Consider the following 18,215-nt stretch of genomic DNA (forward strand, 5'->3'; position numbering starts at 1 on the left):
GGCTAGTGGCGGCCGAGCCACCACTGCCAGAGGTTCGGCAGGTACTTCTTCACCAGCGACTCGAGCCACGAGGGCACGGAGGGCGCGGGGGTCGGAGTGGGCGACGGGGTCGCTATGGGCGGGGTGGTGGGCGTGGCCGTGGGAGTCGCGGTGGGCGTCGCGGTCGGGGTCGCGGTCGGGGTCGCGGTGGGCGTGGCCGTCGGCGTCGCGGTCGGCGTCGGCGTCGCGGTGGGCGGAGCGGTCGGAGTGGGCGTCGGCGTCGGCGTGCTCGCCTCCGCCACCACGGTCTCGACGTCGTCGAGCACCAGCGAGCCCGCGCCCGAGCCGTTCACGTACAGCGCGTACTGCGTGACCGAGGTGAGGTCGAGGTCGGCCTGCGGCGCCCAGGCGGGCGGCGCGAAGTCCTCGAACGGGATCTCGATCCGCTGCGCGCCGTCGGCGGACGGGGTGACGGTCGCCTCCCAGTACGCGCCGTTCGCGACGAACTGCACCGCGAGCGGCACCGCCCGGTCGGCGTCGACCGTGAGTGACAGGCCGGAGTAGCCCCACCAGTTCTGCGCGGCGTCGAAGGTCCGCACCGTGCCGGCGTAACCGGCCGTGCCGGTGTCGTAGTCGAAGCGAGCGGCGCTCGTGTCGTTCGCGGGGCTCGGCACCAGCGTCGGCGTGATGGTGCCGCCGCCGGTGTTCCGGACGTAGGCGGCCTGCAGCGCGGCGTCGTCGGCGTAGCCGTCGAAGTCCTCGACCACGACCGGCTCGGTCGGCAGCGCCGCCGTGCTGAAGGTGCGCGTCGCCGACGCCGTGGCGCCGAGCCCGTTCACCGCGGAGACCTGCCAGTAGTACGGCGTCTCCGGGTCGAGCTCGACCGGGGGCCGGTAGCTCGTGGCCGAGAGCCCGGTGGCGGAGACCAGCGGGTCCGCGAGGTCGCTCGAGCCGGAGAGGACGAAGCGGTAGTACGCGGCGTCCGCGGCCGGCTCCCACGAGAAGGTCGGCGTCGCGGTGACGTCCGCCGTGCCGTCCGCGGGCGCCCCGAGCGCGGAGGCCGCGGGCAGGCCGAACGGCGCCGCGTTCGGGGAGGAGAGGCTCACCGATCCGATCTGCGGCGTCCAGACCTCGCCCGCGCCCTGCGGCCAGGAGATCCGGAGCCGGTTCACGCCGGTCAGGTCGCGGACCGAGTACGTGTACTCGCGCCAGTTCCCGGTGCCGCCGCGCGTCTCGACGGCGAGCGGCGTCCAGCTGGTGCCGTCCGCCGATCCCTCGACCGCGAGCGGGACGACCGGCTGGTCGGGCCAGTACCAGGCGGTGATGTCGGCGCCGCTGATGTCGTCGAAGGCGTACTCGAGGCTCGCCGGGTCGGCGCTGTCGCGCTTGATGCGGGAGGCGTCGCCGCCGAAGAGCGCGGGATTGCCGGTGTCGAAGGAGAGGCTGCCGGTGTGGGCCGCCGTCCGGGAGAAGTCGTCCAGCGGGTCGACGAGCGCGACCTGCGCGGCGGCGCTCGTGATCGTCGCCCGCTGCAGCACGCCGGTGCTCCAGCTCACCCGCACTCGGTCGCCGGAGAGGCCGGTCGCGGCGACGACGCTCGCGCCGTCGCGCTCGGTGGCCGTGGTGGCGGCGTCGGTCCAGGTCCGCCCGTCGCTGCTCGTCGCCACGGTGATCGCGGACGGGTCCGAGACGACGAACTCCGCCGCGCCGATCCCGTCGCGCTGCCAGGTGACGCTCGCGTCGCCGGTCGCGCTGACGACGCCGCCCGCGGGGGTCGGGGCGATCTCCGCGTTCTCGTGGCCGGCGGTCAGCAGCCAGCTCTGCAGCGGGTCGACCAGCACGGCACCGCCGGCGGCGGCGGCGACCGCGTCGGAGGCGGGACCGCGCTGGTCGTCGTCGCCCACCGGGACGACGCGGTAGCGCGCGGCGGCCGGAGAGTCGTAGTCCGTGACGGGCGAGGCCGAGGCGGAGACGGCTCCGTCCGTCACGTCGCTCCACTCGCCGCCGGTCGAGCGCTGCACCAGGTAGCCGGTGGCGCCCGCGGTGCCGCGCCAGGAGATCTCGTTGATCCCGTAGTCCTGCTCGATCGCGGTGATCAGCGGGGCGCCGAGCTCGAGCTCGCCGGGCGTGCTGCCCGTGGCGGTGCCGTACTGCTCGATCGCGTCGACGCTCTCCTGCTCGCGCGGGGTCTCGCCGGGGTAGTGCAGGGTGAAGCCGTCGTCGTGCGGCACGAAGCCGCCGCGGTCGTTGTTGCCGAACAGCGACCAGAAGAAGGTGCCCGAGACGTTCGGGTCGGCCGCGGCCGCGCCGAGGAGGTCCTCGCTCGCGGCCGTCGAGGCGTACTCGCCCGCGATGTAGACCTTGTCCGCGCCGGCGACCGTCGCGGCGTCGGCCGAGACCCGCTCGGCGGTCGGCGGGTAGTAGTGCACGTCGACGATGTCGAGGTCGGGCGCCGCGAGCGTGTCCGGGTCGATGTCGAAGCGGCGGCCGGCGGCGACGAGCTGCTCCGGGGCCTGCTCCTTGATGTGGGCGACCTGCGCGTCGATCCACTCGAGGGTCATCCCCTCGAGCTCGTTGCCCAGCTCCCAGGCCATGATCGTCGGGTCGTCGACGAAGCGCGTGCCGGTGATCGTGTTGGTGTGGCCGAGGATCACGTCGACGTAGTCCTGGTACGCGGCGATCGCGGCCGGGTCGGAGTAGAAGTCGTCCGACTCCAGCCCGAGCGGGGTCGTGAAGTCGCGGTGACCGCCGTGGTAGTACGCCCACTCGTCGGTGAGGGGCAGCACCAGGCGGATGCCGAGGGTGCCCGCGTAGGCGACGGCGAAGTCGATGGTGCGGAACGCCTCCTCGTTGTACTCGCCGAGGCGCGGCATCAGGGCCAGCGGGTCCTCGTCGTTCTGCCCGGTCGAGGTCATCATGTGCGAGCGGACGACGGTGACGCCCATCTGCGCGGCGGTGTCGAGGGCGTCCTTGATCCGGAAGTAGGTGGGGTAGTCGACGCCGCCGACGTTCTCGTCGAGGCCGAGCCAGTAGATGTTGGTGCCGCTCGCGCGGAACCGCTCGCCGTCGAGGGTCAGGGCGCTGCCGTCGCGCTGCACGAAGGCGGTGTTCTCGCTCGTCCAGTCGACGGCGGTCGCCGCTGCCGAGGCGGTCGGCGCCGAGGCCGGCGCGAGGACGACCAGCGAGCCGGCCGTGACGGCCAGCAGCGCGGCTCCGGCGAGGGAGCGGCGCAGGGGGACCCGCGAGAACGCGGAGGGGGTGCGGTGGGCACGTGTCATGGGTTAGCCAGGCTCCTTCGACCGGTGACGTGTCTCGGCGCCGCAGCTGATCGGGAGTCGATCACCGCGGCGACGTGCCCAGAGTCGCTGATGCTCCTGCCCCGCGTCAAGTACAAAGATTAATAATTTATGTAAAGATCGGGCATGGCGAAACAGCGTCGACGCGACCGTCCCGGGGGCTCAGGCTCCGCGGGGCCCGGGCTGCGCGGGTGCGCTCGTCGTGCCGCGCGCCACCACCACGACCGGCGGGCTGGCGATCGATCCGCTCGCCGACTCGGCGATCTCGCTCAGCAGCTCCTGGCCGGTCAGCATGCCGATCACCTGCACGTCGTGCGAGACCGCCGAGAGCGGCGGCTCGCTCAGCTGGCACTGCGCGGAGTCGTCCCAGGCCAGCAGCGACATCGCCCCCGGCACGTCGAGCCCGAGCTCCCGCGCCGCGTCGAGCGCGCCGATCGCCATCAGGTCGCTGTCCAGGATCACCGCGGTCGCCCGCTCCGGCTCCTCCGTCAGCGAGCGCAGCGCCCGCCCGCCGGACTCGCGCGAGTAGTCGCCCGAGCGCTCGACCGCCTCGATCCCCCGGTCGGCGCACTCCTTGAGGAAGCACTCGCGCCGGATCCGGGTGTGCAGCAGCTCCTCCGGACCGCCGACGTGCGCGATCCGCTCGTGGCCGAGGTCGGCGAGGAACTGCACGGCGTCGCGCATCGCGTCGTCGTCGTTCGTCCAGACCGCGCGCAGCTCGCGCGCCGCGGAGGGCGGGCCGACGATCACCGCGGGCAGCCCGAGCTCGCGCACCAGCGCCGGCCGCGGGTCGTCCACCTCCAGGTCGACGAGCACCACGCCGTCGACCTCGCCGTCGCGGGCCCAGCGCCGGTAGGTCTCGATCTCCGCGTCGCGGTCGGGCAGCACGTTCAGCAGCACCGAGTGCCCGGCCGGGCGGACCGCGTGCTCCACCCCCGCGATGAACTCGTGGAAGTACGGCTCGGCGCCCATGATCTCGGTGGCGCGGACGAGGGCGAGCCCGAGGGGCCGCGGCGGTCTCGGATCGGTCATGGCGGCTCTCTCTCGGACGGGCGGTACCAGCGTAGGCGCGGGCGCGGGCCGCGGCGCCCGGTCCCGTACGCTGGCGGTCGAGCGGTGAGGAGCAGGCATGGCGCGTCGTGAGGCGACCCCCGCGGCCCCGGGCAGCCGCGCCCTCGTCGTCGACCTGATCCGCTCCTCCGGACCGATCAGCCGCGTCGAGCTCACCTCGGCGACCGGCCTGACCCAGCCGTCGATCTCGCTGATCGTGCGCAAGCTGCTGACCGACGGCATCGTCCGCGAGACCGGATCCACGGCCAGCGGCGGCAAGCCGCGGCAGATGCTCGAGATCAACACCCGGGCGCGGATCGGCGTCGGTGTCCAGCTCGGCTTCGAATCGATCACCTTCGTGGCGACCGACGCCGGCGGCGGAGTGCTCGCGCGCCAGCAGATCCGCGGGGCGGCGCTCGCGGCCCCGGAGGAGGTCACGCGGCGGATCGTCGACGGCTACGCCGCGTTCGTCCGCGGCACCGGCCTCGACCGCCGCACCATCGCCGGCGTCGCGGTCGTCGCGCCCGGGCCGATCGACCAGGCCGCCGGCCGGATCCTCGGCCCGCCCACCCTGCAGGGCTGGCGCGACTTCCCCCTGCGCGAGGAGCTCGGTGCCGGCTTCGGCATCCCGATCCTGCTCGACAACGACGCGGCGGCCGCCGCCATCGGCGAGTTCTGGAGCCGCGGCGTCTCGCGGCACGAGACCTTCGGCAGCATCTACGTCGGCACCGGGATCGGCGCCGGCATCGTGCTCGACGGCGCGCTCTTCCGCGGAGCCAGCTCCAACGCCGCCGAGATCGGCCACATCACCATCGCCCCGGGCGGCCGCGAGTGCTTCTGCGGCAACATCGGCTGCCTCGAGCGCTACGCCGCGCCTTCCGTCGTCGTCGAGGACGCGAGCGTCGACCGGGCCGCCTTCGCCGACCTCGACCTCACCTTCGAGGTGGAGCAGAACGCCCGCGACTTCGACGTGCTGAGCCTCGCCGCGATCAACGGCCACCCCGCCGCGGAGGCGCTGCTGCAGCGATCCGCCGGGCACCTCGCCGACGGCGCCGTCACCCTCGCCAACCTGTTCGACCTCGACGCGCTCGTCCTCACCGGCCCCGGAGTCGCGATCGCCGGCTCGATCTATACGCGGGCGCTGCGCTCCCGGCTCGAGGGCCGCCGGTTCGCCCGCCGCGCGCACCCGATCAGCGTCGAGCTGTCGGCGAATCCGCGCGACGCCGCGGCGATCGGCGCCTCCTCCCTCGTGCTGCAGAGCACGCTCTCGCCCGGCCACGGGCCCGTGCTGCACCAGCCCGCATGACCGAGGTCGTGACTCCGGGGGGCATCGTGCGCGGCCGGGTGCTGGAGACGCCGGACGGCGCGGTGCACGCCTTCCTCGGCGTGCCGTACCTGCGGGTGGCCGAGCGCTTCCGGCCCGGCGCGGCGGTGGAGCCGTGGACGGGGGTGCGCCCGGCGATCTCGCGCGGGCCTGTCGCGCCGCAGCCGTTCGCCGACGCGCCCGTCTCCGAGCGGGACTCCCTGCACCTGAACATCTGGACGCCCGATCCCGCCGCCCGCGACCTGCCCGTGCTCGTCTGGGTGCACGGCGGCCTGCACATCGTCGGATCGAACGCGGAGCCGCTCTCCGACGGCGCGCGCCTCGCCGCCGCGGGCCGCATGGTCCTCGTCTCCGTCAACCACCGCCTCGGCGCCCTCGGCTTCCTGACGCTCGAGCACCTGCTCGGCGCGGAGTACGCCGACTCCGCGAACCTCGCCTTGCTGGACGTCATCGCCGCGCTCCGCTGGCTGCGCTCGGGCATCGCCGCGTTCGGCGGGGACGCGTCGCGGGTGACCCTCGCCGGGCAGTCCGCGGGTGCGGTGCTCGTCTCGGCGCTGCTCGCCGCGCCCGCTGCCGCCGGGCTCTTCCAGCGGGCCGTGCTGCAGAGCGGCAACCCGGAGCGGATCGGCACGCGGGCCTTCGGCGAGGGCGTCACCGCTGAGCTGCTCGCGCTCCTGGGCCTGGCGGACGACCCGTCGCGGCTGCTCGCGCTGCCGTGGGAGGACGTGGTCGCCGCCCAGCAGCGGCTGATCGAGCGCCGCTCGGCCGGCCACCCGAACCCGACGCCCGCCTTCCGGCCGAGCCTCGACGGCCGCGTGCTGCCCGCGGCGCCGGTGGACGCGGTCGCCGCCGGGGCGTCCTCGACGGTGGATCTGATCGTCGGCACGAACGTGAACGAGGGCTCCGGCTTCGTCGATCCCGGCGGCCCGGACCCGTCCCCGGAGCTCCTCGAGCGCGAGCTGACGCTGCTCCTGCCGCACTGGCCCGCGTCGCGCGGCAGCCGGACGGAGGCGTTCGCCGCCGCCCTCCGCGCCGACCTCGGCCGCGAGACCTCCCCGGCCGAGCAGCTCGAGGCCTGCCTCGCCGAGACGATCTACCGGCAGCCCAGCCAGCGCCTCCTCGACGCCCGCGCCGGCGCCACCGGCTCGACCCGCGCCTACCTCTTCACCTGGGAGCAGCCCGCCTCCGCCGGACCGCGCCGCGCCGGCCACTCCCTCGAGCTGCCGTTCCTCTTCCGCCACCTCGACGACTCGGACGTCGCCCGCACCGAGGTCGGCGACACCGCCCCCACGTCCCTCCGCGACACCCTCACCCGCCACTGGTCCGCCTTCGCCGCCACCGGCGCCCCGGGCCCCGACTGGCCCGAGTACGGCGCCACCCGCGCGACCCTCCTCCTCGCGGAGCCGCCCCGCGTCACCCACGCCCCCCGCGACGCCGTCCGCCGCCTGGCCGCGTCGTCCTGTCCGCCGACCCCCTGACCTCGCCCGCCGGACCCCCTCCCTCTCCGAAAGTTGTCGTACCCGAGAACCCACTACGACAACTTCTGCGCACCCGAGGCGTCCGCCTGCCGCTACTCCACTGTGTCGATCACGTCGATCCGCCAGCGGCCGTCGAAGACCAGGCCGATCCGCACGCGGTGGATCAGGTCCTTCTCCTCGGTGCTGCGGAACGTCTCCTTGCCGTTGGCGAGGACGCGGATGCCCGTCGTGTCCAGGAGCGCCCCGACGACGGCGTCGGAGCTCGAGTACGACAGCAGCTCGACCTCGGAGACGACCATGCTCCCGACCTGCCTCACCTTGCCCCGCGAGTACCAGCGAGCATCCGAGTCGAGGCCCGGAAGCCCCTTCTCGGTCACCGCCTCCACCAGCTCCTCCGGAATGCTCGGCGTGTAGCCCCGCTGGGCCCATTTGTCGTAGGCGTTCACGAAGGCCCACACGGCCTCGACCGGTCCGACATCCTCGACACACACAGCTCCGTCCCTCCTCTTCTCCTCCTCGACGAGGAGACGTGACGAGGGTGCCGGAATCGCCGCACGAGCTGCCGACCCAGGCGCGGAATCCTCGCCGAGGGCTCCGAGCAGAGATCACCTCGTGAGCGGGGAACTCCATGCTGACCAGGAAAGGCCACCTCGTCAGTGCGGGGAACTCCATGCTGATCGAGTAGCCCGCACAGCGGGCGTATCGAGATCCACCGTCATCAGAACAAGAGTCTGCAGACCCGCCCTCCTGACGACCGCGGGTCTCGATACGCCCCTGCGCGGCTACTCGACCAGCATGAACAGCCACCACCGCACCCGTCCCTCTTGAAGAAGATCACCTGGTCAGTGCGGAGATGTTCATGCTGATCGAGTAGCCCTGAGCACCCGCACCGCGCGCCGCTCCTTCGAACTCGACGCGCGCCTGCCCGGTGGTGCCGCGTGATCCGGGTGCTCCTCGCCGACGACGACGACATGATCCGCACCGACCTCGCCGCGCTGCTCCGGCTGGAGCCGGACCTCGAGATCGTCGGCGAGTGCCGCGACGGCGCGGAGGCGGTCGCCGAGGCCGTGCGGCCCGAGCCCGACGTCTGCCTCTTCGACGTCGAGATGCCCGGCATGGACGGCATCGAGGCGGCCGAGCGCCTGCGCCGCGTCTCGGCGACCCGGGTCGTCGTGGTCACCCGGCACGCGCGGCCCGGCGTGCTGCGCCGCGCGCTGGCCGTCGGGGTCAGTGCCTTCCTGCCCAAGTCGCGGCGGGTGGAGGACGTAGCGGAGGTGATCCGCCAGGTGGCAGCGGGCCGCCGCTACGTGGATCCCGAGATCGCGGCCGACGCCCTCGCGACCACGCGCAGCCCGCTCACCGACCGCGAGCTGGACGTCCTGAGCGCCGGCTCCCGCGGGGAGACCACCGGCGAGATCGGCAGGGCTCTGCACCTGTCCGCGGGCACCGTGCGCAACCACGTCTCGTCGATCCTGCGCAAGCTCGACGTCGACACCCGCCAGCGCGCCGTGATCGAGGCCCGCGAGAACGGCTGGATCTGACGCCTCAGCCCGGCACTACCCCGTCCGATCTGCAGGCGATCCGCCCCTCCTGCCTCCCGCCCTCGCGCCGGTGAGCGGCTTCCCCGCGGATCACCTGCACAACGGAGGAGCACCTGCACAACGCGCGCACACCTGCACACCGGACGCGCACCTGCACTGCGGAAGGCTGCTGTCCGATCTGCAGGCGATCCGCCCCTCCTGCCCCCGCCCTCGCGCCGGTAGACGGCTTCCGCGCCGAATCACCTGCACAACGGAGGAGCACCTGCACAATGCGCGGGCACCTGCACAACGGAGGAGCACCTGCACCTCGGCCCGGCACCCTTCCGGAGGGGTTCTGTCCGATGTGCAGGCGATCACGCCGGCACGAGACGCACGGGCGCGGCGGAAACCGCGTTCCCGCGCGGATCGCCTGCAGATCGAACCGGCGGCGGGCTCAGAGCGCGATGACCACGCTCTTCAGCTCGCAGAACGAGCGCAGCGCCTCCTCGCCCAGGTCGCGCCCCATCCCGGACTCCCCCACGCCGCCGAACGACAGAGCCGGGTCGAACAGGTTGTACGTGTTGACCCACACCGTCCCCGCGCGCAGTCGCCGCCCCATCCGGTGCGCCCGCGCCAGGTCGTTCGTCCACACGCCGGCGGCGAGGCCGTAGGTCTGGTCGTTGGCGAGGGACACCGCCTCGTCCTCGTCCTCGAACGGGATGATGCCGACGACCGGTCCGAAGATCTCCTCGCGCGCGATGGTCATCGTGTTCGTGACGCCCGTGAACAGCGTCGGCTCGACGTAGTAGCCCGGCCGGTCCGGCACGCCGCCGCCCACCGCGACGACCGCGCCCTCCGCCTCGCCCTGCGCGATGTAGCCGAGCACCTGCTGCCGCTGCTCCTCCGACACGAGCGGCCCCACGGTCACGCCGCCGGCCAGCCCGTCGCCGAGCGCGACCCTCCGCACCGCCGCGGTCAGCCGCTCCGTCGTCTCCTCGAGGATCGAGCGCTGCACCAGCAGCCGGCTGCCCGCCGTGCACATCTGGCCGGAGTGGCCGAACGACGCGCGCATCGCGGTCAGCACCACAGCGTCCAGGTCCGCGTCCTCGAACACGATGTTCGGGCTCTTGCCGCCCAGTTCCAGAGTCAAGCGGGTGAAGTCCTCGCTCGCGGCGCGCATCACCTTCCGGCCGACCTCGGTGCTGCCGGTGAAGGAGACCTTGCTGACCAGGGGGTGCTCGGTGAGCGCCGCGCCGACCCGGCCGTCGCCGGTGAGCACGTTGACGACTCCCGCGGGGACGCCCGCCTCCTCGCAGAGGGCCGCGAGACGCAGCATCGTCAGCGGAGTCTGCTCCGCCGGCTTCACGACCACGGTGCAGCCCGCGGCGAGCGCCGGCGCCAGCTTGAAGCTCGCCGTCATGATCGGGAAGTTCCACGGCAGGATCAGCGCCGCGACTCCCACCGGCTCGAGCGTCGTGTAGACGTGGTGCTGCGCGTCGACGGGCACGACCGTTCCGGTCAGCCGCGACGGGGCGCCGGCGTAGTAGCGGAAGACCCGGGCCGAGGTCGCCGTGTCGGCGCGGGAGCGCTCGATCGGCTTGCCGTTGTCGCGGGTCTCGAGCACCGCGAGCTCCTCGAGACGCTCCTCGATCAGGTCGGCGACGCGGTTCAGGATGCGGCTGCGGTCGTGCGGGCTCATCCCGCTCCAACGCGCGTCGTCGTGCGCGCGGCGGGCGGCGGTGACGGCCGCCTCGATCTCGGCGGGGCCGGCCTGCGGGACGCGGGTGAGCAGCTCCTCCGTGGCGGGATCGACGATGTCGAGCAGCTGCGCGCCCTCGGGAGCGAGCCACGCGCCGTCGACGAGGAAGGGCTCGATCGGCGCGAGCGGGGCGAGGGTGTCTCTCATGGGGTCTGCGTCTCTCTCATCGGGGGCCGGGTCGGGGCCGGAGTCGTCGGGGCCGAGGGGGCGGGGCGGTCGGTCAGGGCCGGTCGGTCACGGCCGGTCGAGCAGCCGGGCGGGCTCCTCGACGCTCATCCGCCGCAGCACGTCGTCCTCGACGCCGAGCGCGCGGAGCCCCGGCAGGACGCGCGCGCCGAGGTGGTCGAAGCCGTGCCCGCCGAAGCGGCGCAGCTGGCCCTTCGTCCAGGTGCTGTGGCCGAGCACCCAGCGGATGCCGGGGTCGGTGCCGAGCAGCTCCAGCAGCGCATCCAGGCGCTGCGGGTCGCTCGCGTTGCGGATCCGGCCGACGTGCGCGCCCTCGTTGCCGAAGCAGAGCTCGAGCACGGCGCCGGCCCGGCCGAGGTCGCGGAGGTAGGGCAGGTCGAGGAACTCGTCGACGGTGCTGAACACGACGCGGGAGGGATCCACTCCCTCGGCGACGACGTGCGCGAGCACCTCGAGCCCGTTGCGGGCGTCGGCGGCGAGCCGGACGGTGATCGCGGAGCCGGTGGCGGCGGCCGCGCGGGCCGCGGCGGTGAGGCTGATCCGCTCCTGCTCGCCCTCGGGAGTCGCGAAGGCGCCGGTCGTGCCCATCAGGCCGAGCAGTCCCGCGCGGTAGGTCGTGCCGGGGATCGCCTCCGTCAGCGCGCGGGTGAAGAGCTCGGTGCGGCCGTCGACATCGAGGGCGAGGTACCACTCGGGCAGCAGCCGCGGGAGGTAGGCGCCGTAGCCGGCGACGATCGCGACGCCCGCCTGGCCGGACAGCTCGGGCAGTCGGGCGTGGTCGGGTCCGAAGCCGAGCGAGCTGAGGTCGACGGCGGCGGTGAGCCCCGCGGACGCTCCCGCGCGCAGCTCGTCAGCGAGCAGCTCGACGTCGTCGAGGCGGAGGTTGTCGGCGAGCGCGAGCTGGCTCCAGCGGAGGGCGGCCGCGAGCGCGGCGGTGACGGGGGCGTCGGGATCGAGCGCCTCGACGCCGGGCCGCTGCAGCGCGCTCGCGTCGGTCAGCAGGTGCTCGTGCATCGACACGACGCCGAGTTCCGCCGCCTCGACCGGGCCGAGGACCGTCTGGATGGCCATGCGCCGCCTCTCGCGCGGCACGCTGCCGCTGGATCCAATATAGAGCGGTATGGATCCAGGAGCGACGTGTCGGTACTCTCCCAGCCTCGCGATCGCAATCCCTGAGTAGAATCGCAGACAGCAAGGGGAGTACTCCCGACTGCGGTGAGCCCGTCATTACGGATGCGAATGAGCGTCCCGGGCCATCGGCTCCGCCACCACCTCCGAGAGGTCGCGGCCGGAGTGGAGGAGACCTTGGTCCCTCATCGACCGACCCTCTTGGAGCACCCCCGTGCAGATCACACCCGTCATCTGGCTGATCACCATCGCCGTGACGATCGCCTTCTTCGTCTACGAGTTCTTCGCGCACGTGCGGAAGCCGCACGAGCCGACCATCGGCGAGTCCGCCCGCTGGTCGGCCTTCTACATCGGCCTCGCGCTGCTGTTCGGCGTCGGGATCGGCTTCGTCGCCGACTGGCGCTACGGCGGCGAGTACTTCGCCGGCTATCTCACCGAGAAGGCGCTGTCGCTCGACAACCTCTTCCTCTTCCTGATCATCATGACCGGCTTCGCGGTGCCGAAGATGTACCAGCAGAAGGTGCTAATGATCGGCATCGTCATCGCGCTGATCATGCGCGGCGGCTTCATCGCGGTCGGCGCGGCCCTGATCGAGAACTTCTCCTGGGTGTTCTACCTCTTCGGCGCCCTGCTCTTCGTGCTGGCCTACCAGCAGATCAAGGGCGACCACGGCGACCCCTCGAACAACGCCTTCATGCGCCTGGTGCGCCGCGTCCTCCCCGTCACCGACGAGTACCACGGCGACAAGCTGACGGTGAAGAAGGACGGCCGCCGCTTCGTCACCCCGATGCTGCTGACCATCGTCGCCATCGGCTTCATCGACCTCGTCTTCGCGCTCGACTCGATCCCCGCCATCTACGGACTGACCAACGAGGCCTACATCGTCTTCACCGCGAACGCCTTCGCGCTGATGGGCCTGCGCCAGCTGTTCTTCCTGATCGGCGGACTGCTCGAGCGCCTCGTCTACCTCAGCCAGGGCCTTGCCGTCATCCTCGGCTTCATCGCCGTGAAGCTCGTCTTCCACGCCCTGCACGTCAACGAGGTCCCCTTCATCAACGGCGGCGAGCCGCTGCTCTGGGTCCCCGAGATCCCGATCTGGTTCTCGCTCACCTTCATCGGCTCGACGATCGCCGTCGCCACGATCGCCAGCCTCCTGAAGACCCGCGGCGACCGCTCCAAGTCCGACCGCGCCACCGTCCAGGACGCCCCCCTGGAGACCCCGGCCGACGTTCCCTCCCGCCGCGAGCACTGACCCCCTCCGCGAGATGCCACTTGTGCACGCGACACGCCGTCAAAGGCGTGCACAAGTGGCATCTCGCAGCAGCGCGCCGCGCCGATCGAGTAGCGCCCCCTCTTTGCTGATCGAGTAGCCCGCGCAGCGGGCGTATCGAGATCCCCCACCTTCAGCAGACAGGTCTGCAGACCCGCCCTGCCGGGGACGCCGGGTCTCGATACGCCCCTCCGGGGCTACTCGACCAGCATGCGTCTCCACGGACGACGTGAGTGCGTCGCGAGATGCCACTTGTGCACGCGACACGCCGTGAAAGGCGTGCACAAGTGGCATCTCGCGGGGGGCGCCGGGCGTCAGCGGAAGGGGACGGGGACCGCGTCGGGGGTCGACCAGCGGAGGGCGAGCCGCTCGCGGAAGCCGTCGCGCCGCAGCTCCGCCTCGAGAGCGTCGATGACGATCGGCAGCAGCGCGCGCCGCTCCACCAGCACGTCGAGCACGAGCTCGGCGCCGTCCGTGAGGAGCACCGAGCCGACCTCGGGCAGCACCGCGATCCACTGACTCCCGCCCACCTGCACGTGCCGGTGCCGGCGGAGTCGGCGGAGCAGCTCGGGCAGCGCCCGCGAGTCGAGGCCGCCGACGTCGGCGCGGAGAGCGATCATGCGCCGACAGTGCCCGCCCGCGGCGTCCGCCCGGTGAACACGCGCCCCTCCCCCGGTGTCCCGGCGTCGGCGAACGGCTCGGGAACGACACGGCCGGGAACAGCTCGACCGGGAACAGCACGGCCGGGAACAGCACAGCCCCCGACCGGATTCCGATCGGGGGCTGTGTCTCTGGTGCGCGAGGGGGGAGTTGAACCCCCACGCCCTTTCGGGCACACGGACCTGAACCGTGCGCGTCTGCCTATTCCGCCACTCGCGCTCACCAACGGCACCGAAGCACCGACGAGAAAGACTAGCACCCCCACGGCCGACACCGGAAACCGGGCCCCGCGACCACGGGAGTCGCGTGCCACCTCGGGCTCGCAGAACGGTCCTCGGCTCGCGAGATCGGCGCATTCGAGCGTGCCGGACGACGTTCCGCGAGCCGGAGCCCCGCGTCCGGACGGGTGCGGTCCACACTCCGAATCCCGCTCGGGGAGGCCGTATCCAGAGCATCCCAGTAACATGCCCGTAGCCGTGCGCGGCGCAGACACGAGATCGGAAGCGGACCGGGCGCGCAGACACCTCGATCCCAACGCGACCGCCGAGAGGCGAAGAAACGGAAGATCGGAAGACTGTGGGCATTCTGGACAACTTCGAGAAGGGACTCGAGCGCGTCGTCAACGGCGCTTTCGCTCGGACCTTCAAGTCGGGTCTGCAGCCGGTCGAGCTCGCCTCCGCTCTCCGCCGCGAGCTCGACACCACGGCGGCCGTGGTCACCCGCGACCGCATCCTCGTGCCCAATCAGCTGACCCTGCGCATGTCCGCCGCCGACCTCGACCGGATGGAGCGGATGGGCCCGACGCTGATCGACGAGCTCACCACGGTCGCCACCGAGCACGCCAAGAAGCAGGGCTTCCGCTTCTCCGGCCCGATCGACATCTCCCTCGCCGCCGACGAGTCGCTCAGCGCCGGGATGGTCGAGGTCGACTCCCGCAGCGTCAAGGGCGTCGTCGCCTCCACGCCCGCGCTCGAGATCGACGGCAAGCGCTACCCGATCACGAAGTCCAGGACGGTCATCGGGCGCGGCAGCGACGCCGACATCACGGTCGACGACTCCGGCACCTCCCGCAAGCACGTCGAGATCCTCTGGGACGGCGTCCGCGCCCAGGTCCACGACCTCGGCTCCACCAACGGATCCAAGCTCGACGGCAAGCCCGTCACCCAGGCGCCGCTCTCGCCCGGGCAGACCATCTCGATCGGACGCACGCGGATCGTCTTCCGCGTCGTCCAGGGCGCCGCACCCGCGCGCGCCGACCGCTCGCCGTCCGGTCCGTCCGGGCGCTCCTCCGAGGGATTCTGGGACGACCGGCTATGAGCGAGCTCACTCTCTTCCTCCTGCGCATCGCGTTCCTCGCGCTGCTGTGGTTCTTCGTGTTCGGCATCGTCTACGCGCTGCGCTCCGACCTGTTCGGCCAGCGGGTGCGCAAGCTGCCCGCCGGCCAGCAGCCCGCGGCCGCGCAGGACGCCGCTCCGTTCGTCACCGCCGCGCAGCCCGTCGTGGCCGCCGCGGCCGCCGCCCCCGCACCCCAGCCGTCGGCCCCCTCCGCTCGGCGCCCCCGCGAGGAGCGCACCGACTCCGGCGGCGTGGCCACCGTGCACACCGCGCAGCGCCTCGTCATCACCTCGGGCCCCAAGCGCGGCACCGAGCTCGAGCTCAACGGCGAGCCGCTCACGATCGGCCGCTCCTCGGAGTCGGCGCTGGTGATCCGCGACGACTACACCTCGACGCACCACGCGCGCCTGCTGATCTGGAACGACGAGTGGATGATCCAGGACCTCGACTCCACCAACGGAACGTTCCTCGACGGCCGTCGCGTCGGCGCTCCCACCAAGGTGCCGCTGAACACCCCGGTCAAGGTCGGCACGACGACCTTCGAGCTGCGGCGGTCGTAGCGCGTGGCAGCCACACCCGACAGCGCCGCGGAGACGGGCGTCACGCGCGAGAGCGCCGCCGTCTCGCACGTCGGCCGCATCCGCTCCAACAACCAGGACTCCGGCTACGCGGGCCGGCAGCTCTTCGTCGTCGCCGACGGGATGGGCGGGCACGCGGGCGGCGACGTCGCCTCCTCCATCGCGATCAAGCGCATCGCGCAGGCCGACCGCACCTACGCCTCCACCTACGAGGCCGAGGACGAGCTCAAGCGCACCCTCCTCGCCGCGAACACGATGCTGGCCGACGCCGTCGTCGACCACCCCGAGCTCACCGGCATGGGCACCACCGTCAGCGCCATCGTCCGCGTCGGCGAGTCGGTCGCCATCGCGCACATCGGCGACTCCCGGATCTACGTGCTGCGCGACGGCAAGCTCGAGCAGGTCACCACCGACCACACCTTCGTCCAGCGACTCGTCGACTCCGGCCGCATCACCGAGGAGGAGGCGATGACGCACCCGCGCCGCTCCGTCCTCATGCGGGTCCTCGGCGACGTGCACACGAACCCCGAGATCGACACCCTCACCCTCGAGACCGAGCCGAACGACCGCTGGCTGATCTGCTCCGACGGCCTCTCCGGCGTCGTCCCGCACGACGAGATCCAGAAGGAGCTCTCCCGGGACGAGACGGCGCAGCAGGTCGCCGACCGCCTGATCCGCGACAGCCTCTCGCACGGCGCACCGGACAACGTGACCGTCGTCATCCTCGACGTCCCGGGCGCCGGCGACACCGCGCAGATCCTCGCGCCGACGGCCGAGCCCGTGATCGTCGGCTCCGCCGCAGCGCCCACGCCGCTCAGCACCGACGACTCGCAGAACCGGATCCGCATCCCCGGCCTCCGCCTGCACACCCGCGCCCCGGCCGCCCAGGGCCCGACCCACTTCGAGCCCGCGTCCGAGGACTACCTCGACGAGCTGATCGAGGAGGACCGCCGCCGGCACCTGCGCCGCCGGATCACCTGGCTGGTCGGCCTCTCGCTGGTGCTGATCGCCGGCTTCCTCGGCGTCCTGCTCGCCTACGACTGGACGCAGTCGCGCTTCTACGTCGGCACCGACGGGCAGAACGTGATCATCTACCAGGGCATCCAGCAGTCGGTCGGCCCGCTCTCGCTCTCCGGAGTGAAGGAGGACACGGGGATCCCCCTCGACTCCCTCCGCGACTACGACGTCGAGCAGCTCGAGCAGACGATCAGCGCCGACTCCTACGCCGGCGCCGTCGACATCGTCGAGCGCCTGACGGACGCGAACGGAGCACCGTGACCGCCACCGCCACTGCCCCCGCCACCCGGGAGCGCCCGCGCTTCCTCCGCCAGCGCCTGCGCAACCTCGAGCTGCTGCTGCTGATCGGCGCGTGCCTGATCGACGCGTCGGCGATCGTCCTGGTCCAGCTCGGCGCCCTCGGCGCGGTCGACACCACCCTCGTCTCGCTCGGCGCCGGCCTCTCCGGGCTCGTGCTCGTCGTGCACGTCGTGCTGCGCTTCGCGGCGCCCGAGGCCGATCCCTTCCTCCTCCCGATCGCCACCGTCCTCAACGGCCTCGGCGTCGCCGAGATCTACCGGATCGACATCGCCGACGGCGCGACCGGCTGGGAGTCGGTCGCCGTCCGGCAGATCATCTGGAGCGGCCTGGCGATCGTCGCCGCGATCGTCGTCCTGCTGGTGATCCGCAACCACCGCGTCCTCTTCCGCTACACCTACGTCGCCGGATTCGCGGCGATCGTGCTGCTCCTGCTCCCCCTGCTGCCGTTCATCGGCAAGGAGGTCAGCGGCGCGCGCGTCTGGATCGGGATCGGCGACTTCTTCAGCTTCCAGCCCGGCGAGATCGCCAAGATCGCGCTCGCGGTCTTCTTCGCCGGCTACCTGGTCCGCAACCGCGACTCGCTCTCGATGGTCGGCAAGACCTTCCTGAAGATGCGCTTCCCGCGGCTGCGCGACCTCGGTCCGATCCTCGTGGTCTGGGCCGTGACGATGGGCGTCATCGTCTTCCAGCGCGACCTCGGCACCGCGCTGCTCTACTTCGGCCTCTTCCTCGTGATGCTCTACGTGGCGACCGGCCGCACCAGCTGGGTGCTCATCGGCGTCGGCCTCTTCCTCGGCGGCGCGATCCTCGCCAGCCAGACCCTCGGCTACGTCGGCAACCGCTTCGCGAACTGGCTCGACGCCTTCAGCTCCGACCGCTACGGCGCCGACCCCGGCGGCAGCTACCAGCTCGTGCAGGGACTGTTCGGCCTCGCGCACGGCGGCCTGCTCGGCACCGGCCTCGGCCAGGGCATGCCCGACATCACCCCGGTCCCGCAGTCGGACTACATCATCGCGAGCCTGGGCGAGGAGCTCGGCCTCGCCGGCCTCTTCGCGATCTTCGGCCTCTACCTCCTGCTGGTCTCGCGCGGCTTCCGGATCGGCTTCGCCGGCCAGGACGACTTCGGCAGGCTCCTCGGCGTCGGGCTCTCGTTCGTGATCGCCCTGCAGTGCTTCATCGTCATCGGCGGTGTCACCCGCGTCATCCCGCTCACCGGCCTCACCACGCCGTTCCTCGCCGCCGGTGGCTCGTCGCTCGTCGCGAACTGGATGATCGTCGCCGTCCTGCTCCGCCTGTCCGACACAGTGCGCAATCAGCCGCGTCTGGTGGTGTGAC

14 protein-coding genes and 1 tRNA gene are annotated in these 18,215 nt (G+C 72.3%); 8 read left to right on the forward strand and 7 right to left on the reverse strand.

Translation table 11 applies throughout. The features are described 5' to 3' along the window. Positions 1–2: 2 nt before the first annotated feature. Positions 3–3,257: a carbohydrate binding domain-containing protein gene (locus MT350_RS09275; protein ID WP_243615810.1), complete on the reverse strand. Its 3,255-nt coding sequence runs from the start codon at positions 3,255–3,257 to the stop codon at positions 3–5. A gap of 180 nt (positions 3,258–3,437) precedes the next feature. Next, entirely contained in the window at positions 3,438–4,307 is an 870-nt protein-coding gene (locus tag MT350_RS09280; protein WP_243615811.1) for a LacI family DNA-binding transcriptional regulator, read from the reverse strand. Between the two features lie 97 nt (positions 4,308–4,404). On the opposite strand from MT350_RS09280, the gene MT350_RS09285 reads away from it, so the two are divergent. Both MT350_RS09285 and MT350_RS09290 read left to right on the forward strand, forming a co-directional pair. Next, the gene (locus MT350_RS09285) at positions 4,405–5,631 is read left to right on the forward strand and encodes an ROK family transcriptional regulator (RefSeq protein WP_243615812.1); all 1,227 of its coding nucleotides are present in this window, start codon (positions 4,405–4,407) and stop codon (positions 5,629–5,631) included. Further along, the gene (locus tag MT350_RS09290) at positions 5,628–7,127 is read left to right on the forward strand and encodes a carboxylesterase family protein (protein ID WP_243615813.1); all 1,500 of its coding nucleotides are present in this window, start codon (positions 5,628–5,630) and stop codon (positions 7,125–7,127) included. The genes MT350_RS09285 and MT350_RS09290 overlap by 4 nt, the downstream gene beginning before the upstream one ends. Before the next feature lie 92 nt (positions 7,128–7,219). On the opposite strand, the gene MT350_RS09295 is transcribed toward MT350_RS09290, so the two are convergent. Beyond that, on the reverse strand, positions 7,220–7,618 hold the full coding sequence (locus MT350_RS09295) for a hypothetical protein (RefSeq protein WP_243615814.1): 399 nt from the start codon (positions 7,616–7,618) through the stop codon (positions 7,220–7,222). Positions 7,619–8,065: 447 nt separating this feature from the next. Between MT350_RS09295 and MT350_RS09300 the strand changes: the two genes are divergently transcribed. Then, entirely contained in the window at positions 8,066–8,668 is a 603-nt protein-coding gene (locus tag MT350_RS09300) for a response regulator transcription factor (protein WP_243615815.1), read from the forward strand. 433 nt (positions 8,669–9,101) lie between these two features. Here MT350_RS09300 and MT350_RS09305 read toward each other — a convergent pair whose 3' ends face one another. Next, the gene (locus tag MT350_RS09305) at positions 9,102–10,553 is read right to left on the reverse strand and encodes an aldehyde dehydrogenase (RefSeq protein WP_243615816.1); all 1,452 of its coding nucleotides are present in this window, start codon (positions 10,551–10,553) and stop codon (positions 9,102–9,104) included. 87 nt (positions 10,554–10,640) lie between these two features. Further along, on the reverse strand, positions 10,641–11,663 hold the full coding sequence (locus tag MT350_RS09310; protein ID WP_243615817.1) for a hypothetical protein: 1,023 nt from the start codon (positions 11,661–11,663) through the stop codon (positions 10,641–10,643). Between the two features lie 271 nt (positions 11,664–11,934). On the opposite strand from MT350_RS09310, the gene MT350_RS09315 reads away from it, so the two are divergent. Continuing rightward, the gene (locus MT350_RS09315; protein ID WP_123706155.1) at positions 11,935–12,972 is read left to right on the forward strand and encodes a TerC family protein; all 1,038 of its coding nucleotides are present in this window, start codon (positions 11,935–11,937) and stop codon (positions 12,970–12,972) included. Between the two features lie 332 nt (positions 12,973–13,304). Here the strand turns inward: MT350_RS09315 and MT350_RS09320 are convergent, their stop codons facing one another. Beyond that, positions 13,305–13,610 carry a hypothetical protein gene (locus MT350_RS09320; protein ID WP_243615818.1) on the reverse strand — a complete coding sequence of 102 codons (306 nt, stop codon included), beginning with the start codon at positions 13,608–13,610 and terminating at the stop codon, positions 13,305–13,307. Between the two features lie 172 nt (positions 13,611–13,782). After that, positions 13,783–13,869: transfer RNA gene (locus MT350_RS09325), tRNA-Leu, on the reverse strand. A gap of 357 nt (positions 13,870–14,226) precedes the next feature. Here MT350_RS09325 and MT350_RS09330 point away from each other — a divergent pair. From MT350_RS09330 to MT350_RS09345, 4 genes are read left to right on the forward strand one after another with little or no spacing between them, the layout of a single operon-like run. Continuing rightward, on the forward strand, positions 14,227–14,967 hold the full coding sequence (locus MT350_RS09330) for a DUF3662 and FHA domain-containing protein (RefSeq protein ID WP_123447236.1): 741 nt from the start codon (positions 14,227–14,229) through the stop codon (positions 14,965–14,967). Next, positions 14,964–15,545, forward strand: coding sequence for an FHA domain-containing protein (locus MT350_RS09335; RefSeq protein ID WP_243599401.1), 582 nt, complete (start codon positions 14,964–14,966; stop codon positions 15,543–15,545). The genes MT350_RS09330 and MT350_RS09335 overlap by 4 nt, the downstream gene beginning before the upstream one ends. 3 nt (positions 15,546–15,548) lie before the next feature. After that, positions 15,549–16,841: a Stp1/IreP family PP2C-type Ser/Thr phosphatase gene (locus tag MT350_RS09340; protein WP_123447238.1), complete on the forward strand. Its 1,293-nt coding sequence runs from the start codon at positions 15,549–15,551 to the stop codon at positions 16,839–16,841. Then, positions 16,838–18,214 (forward strand): FtsW/RodA/SpoVE family cell cycle protein, encoded by a 1,377-nt coding sequence (locus MT350_RS09345; protein WP_133961351.1) that lies wholly within the window; start codon positions 16,838–16,840, stop codon positions 18,212–18,214. Before MT350_RS09340 ends, MT350_RS09345 begins: the two co-directional genes overlap by 4 nt. Position 18,215 lies beyond the last annotated feature (1 nt).

The organism is Rathayibacter sp. VKM Ac-2928, from assembly GCF_022815545.1.
In the GTDB taxonomy this organism is placed as follows: Bacteria; Actinomycetota; Actinomycetes; order Actinomycetales; family Microbacteriaceae; genus Rathayibacter; species Rathayibacter festucae.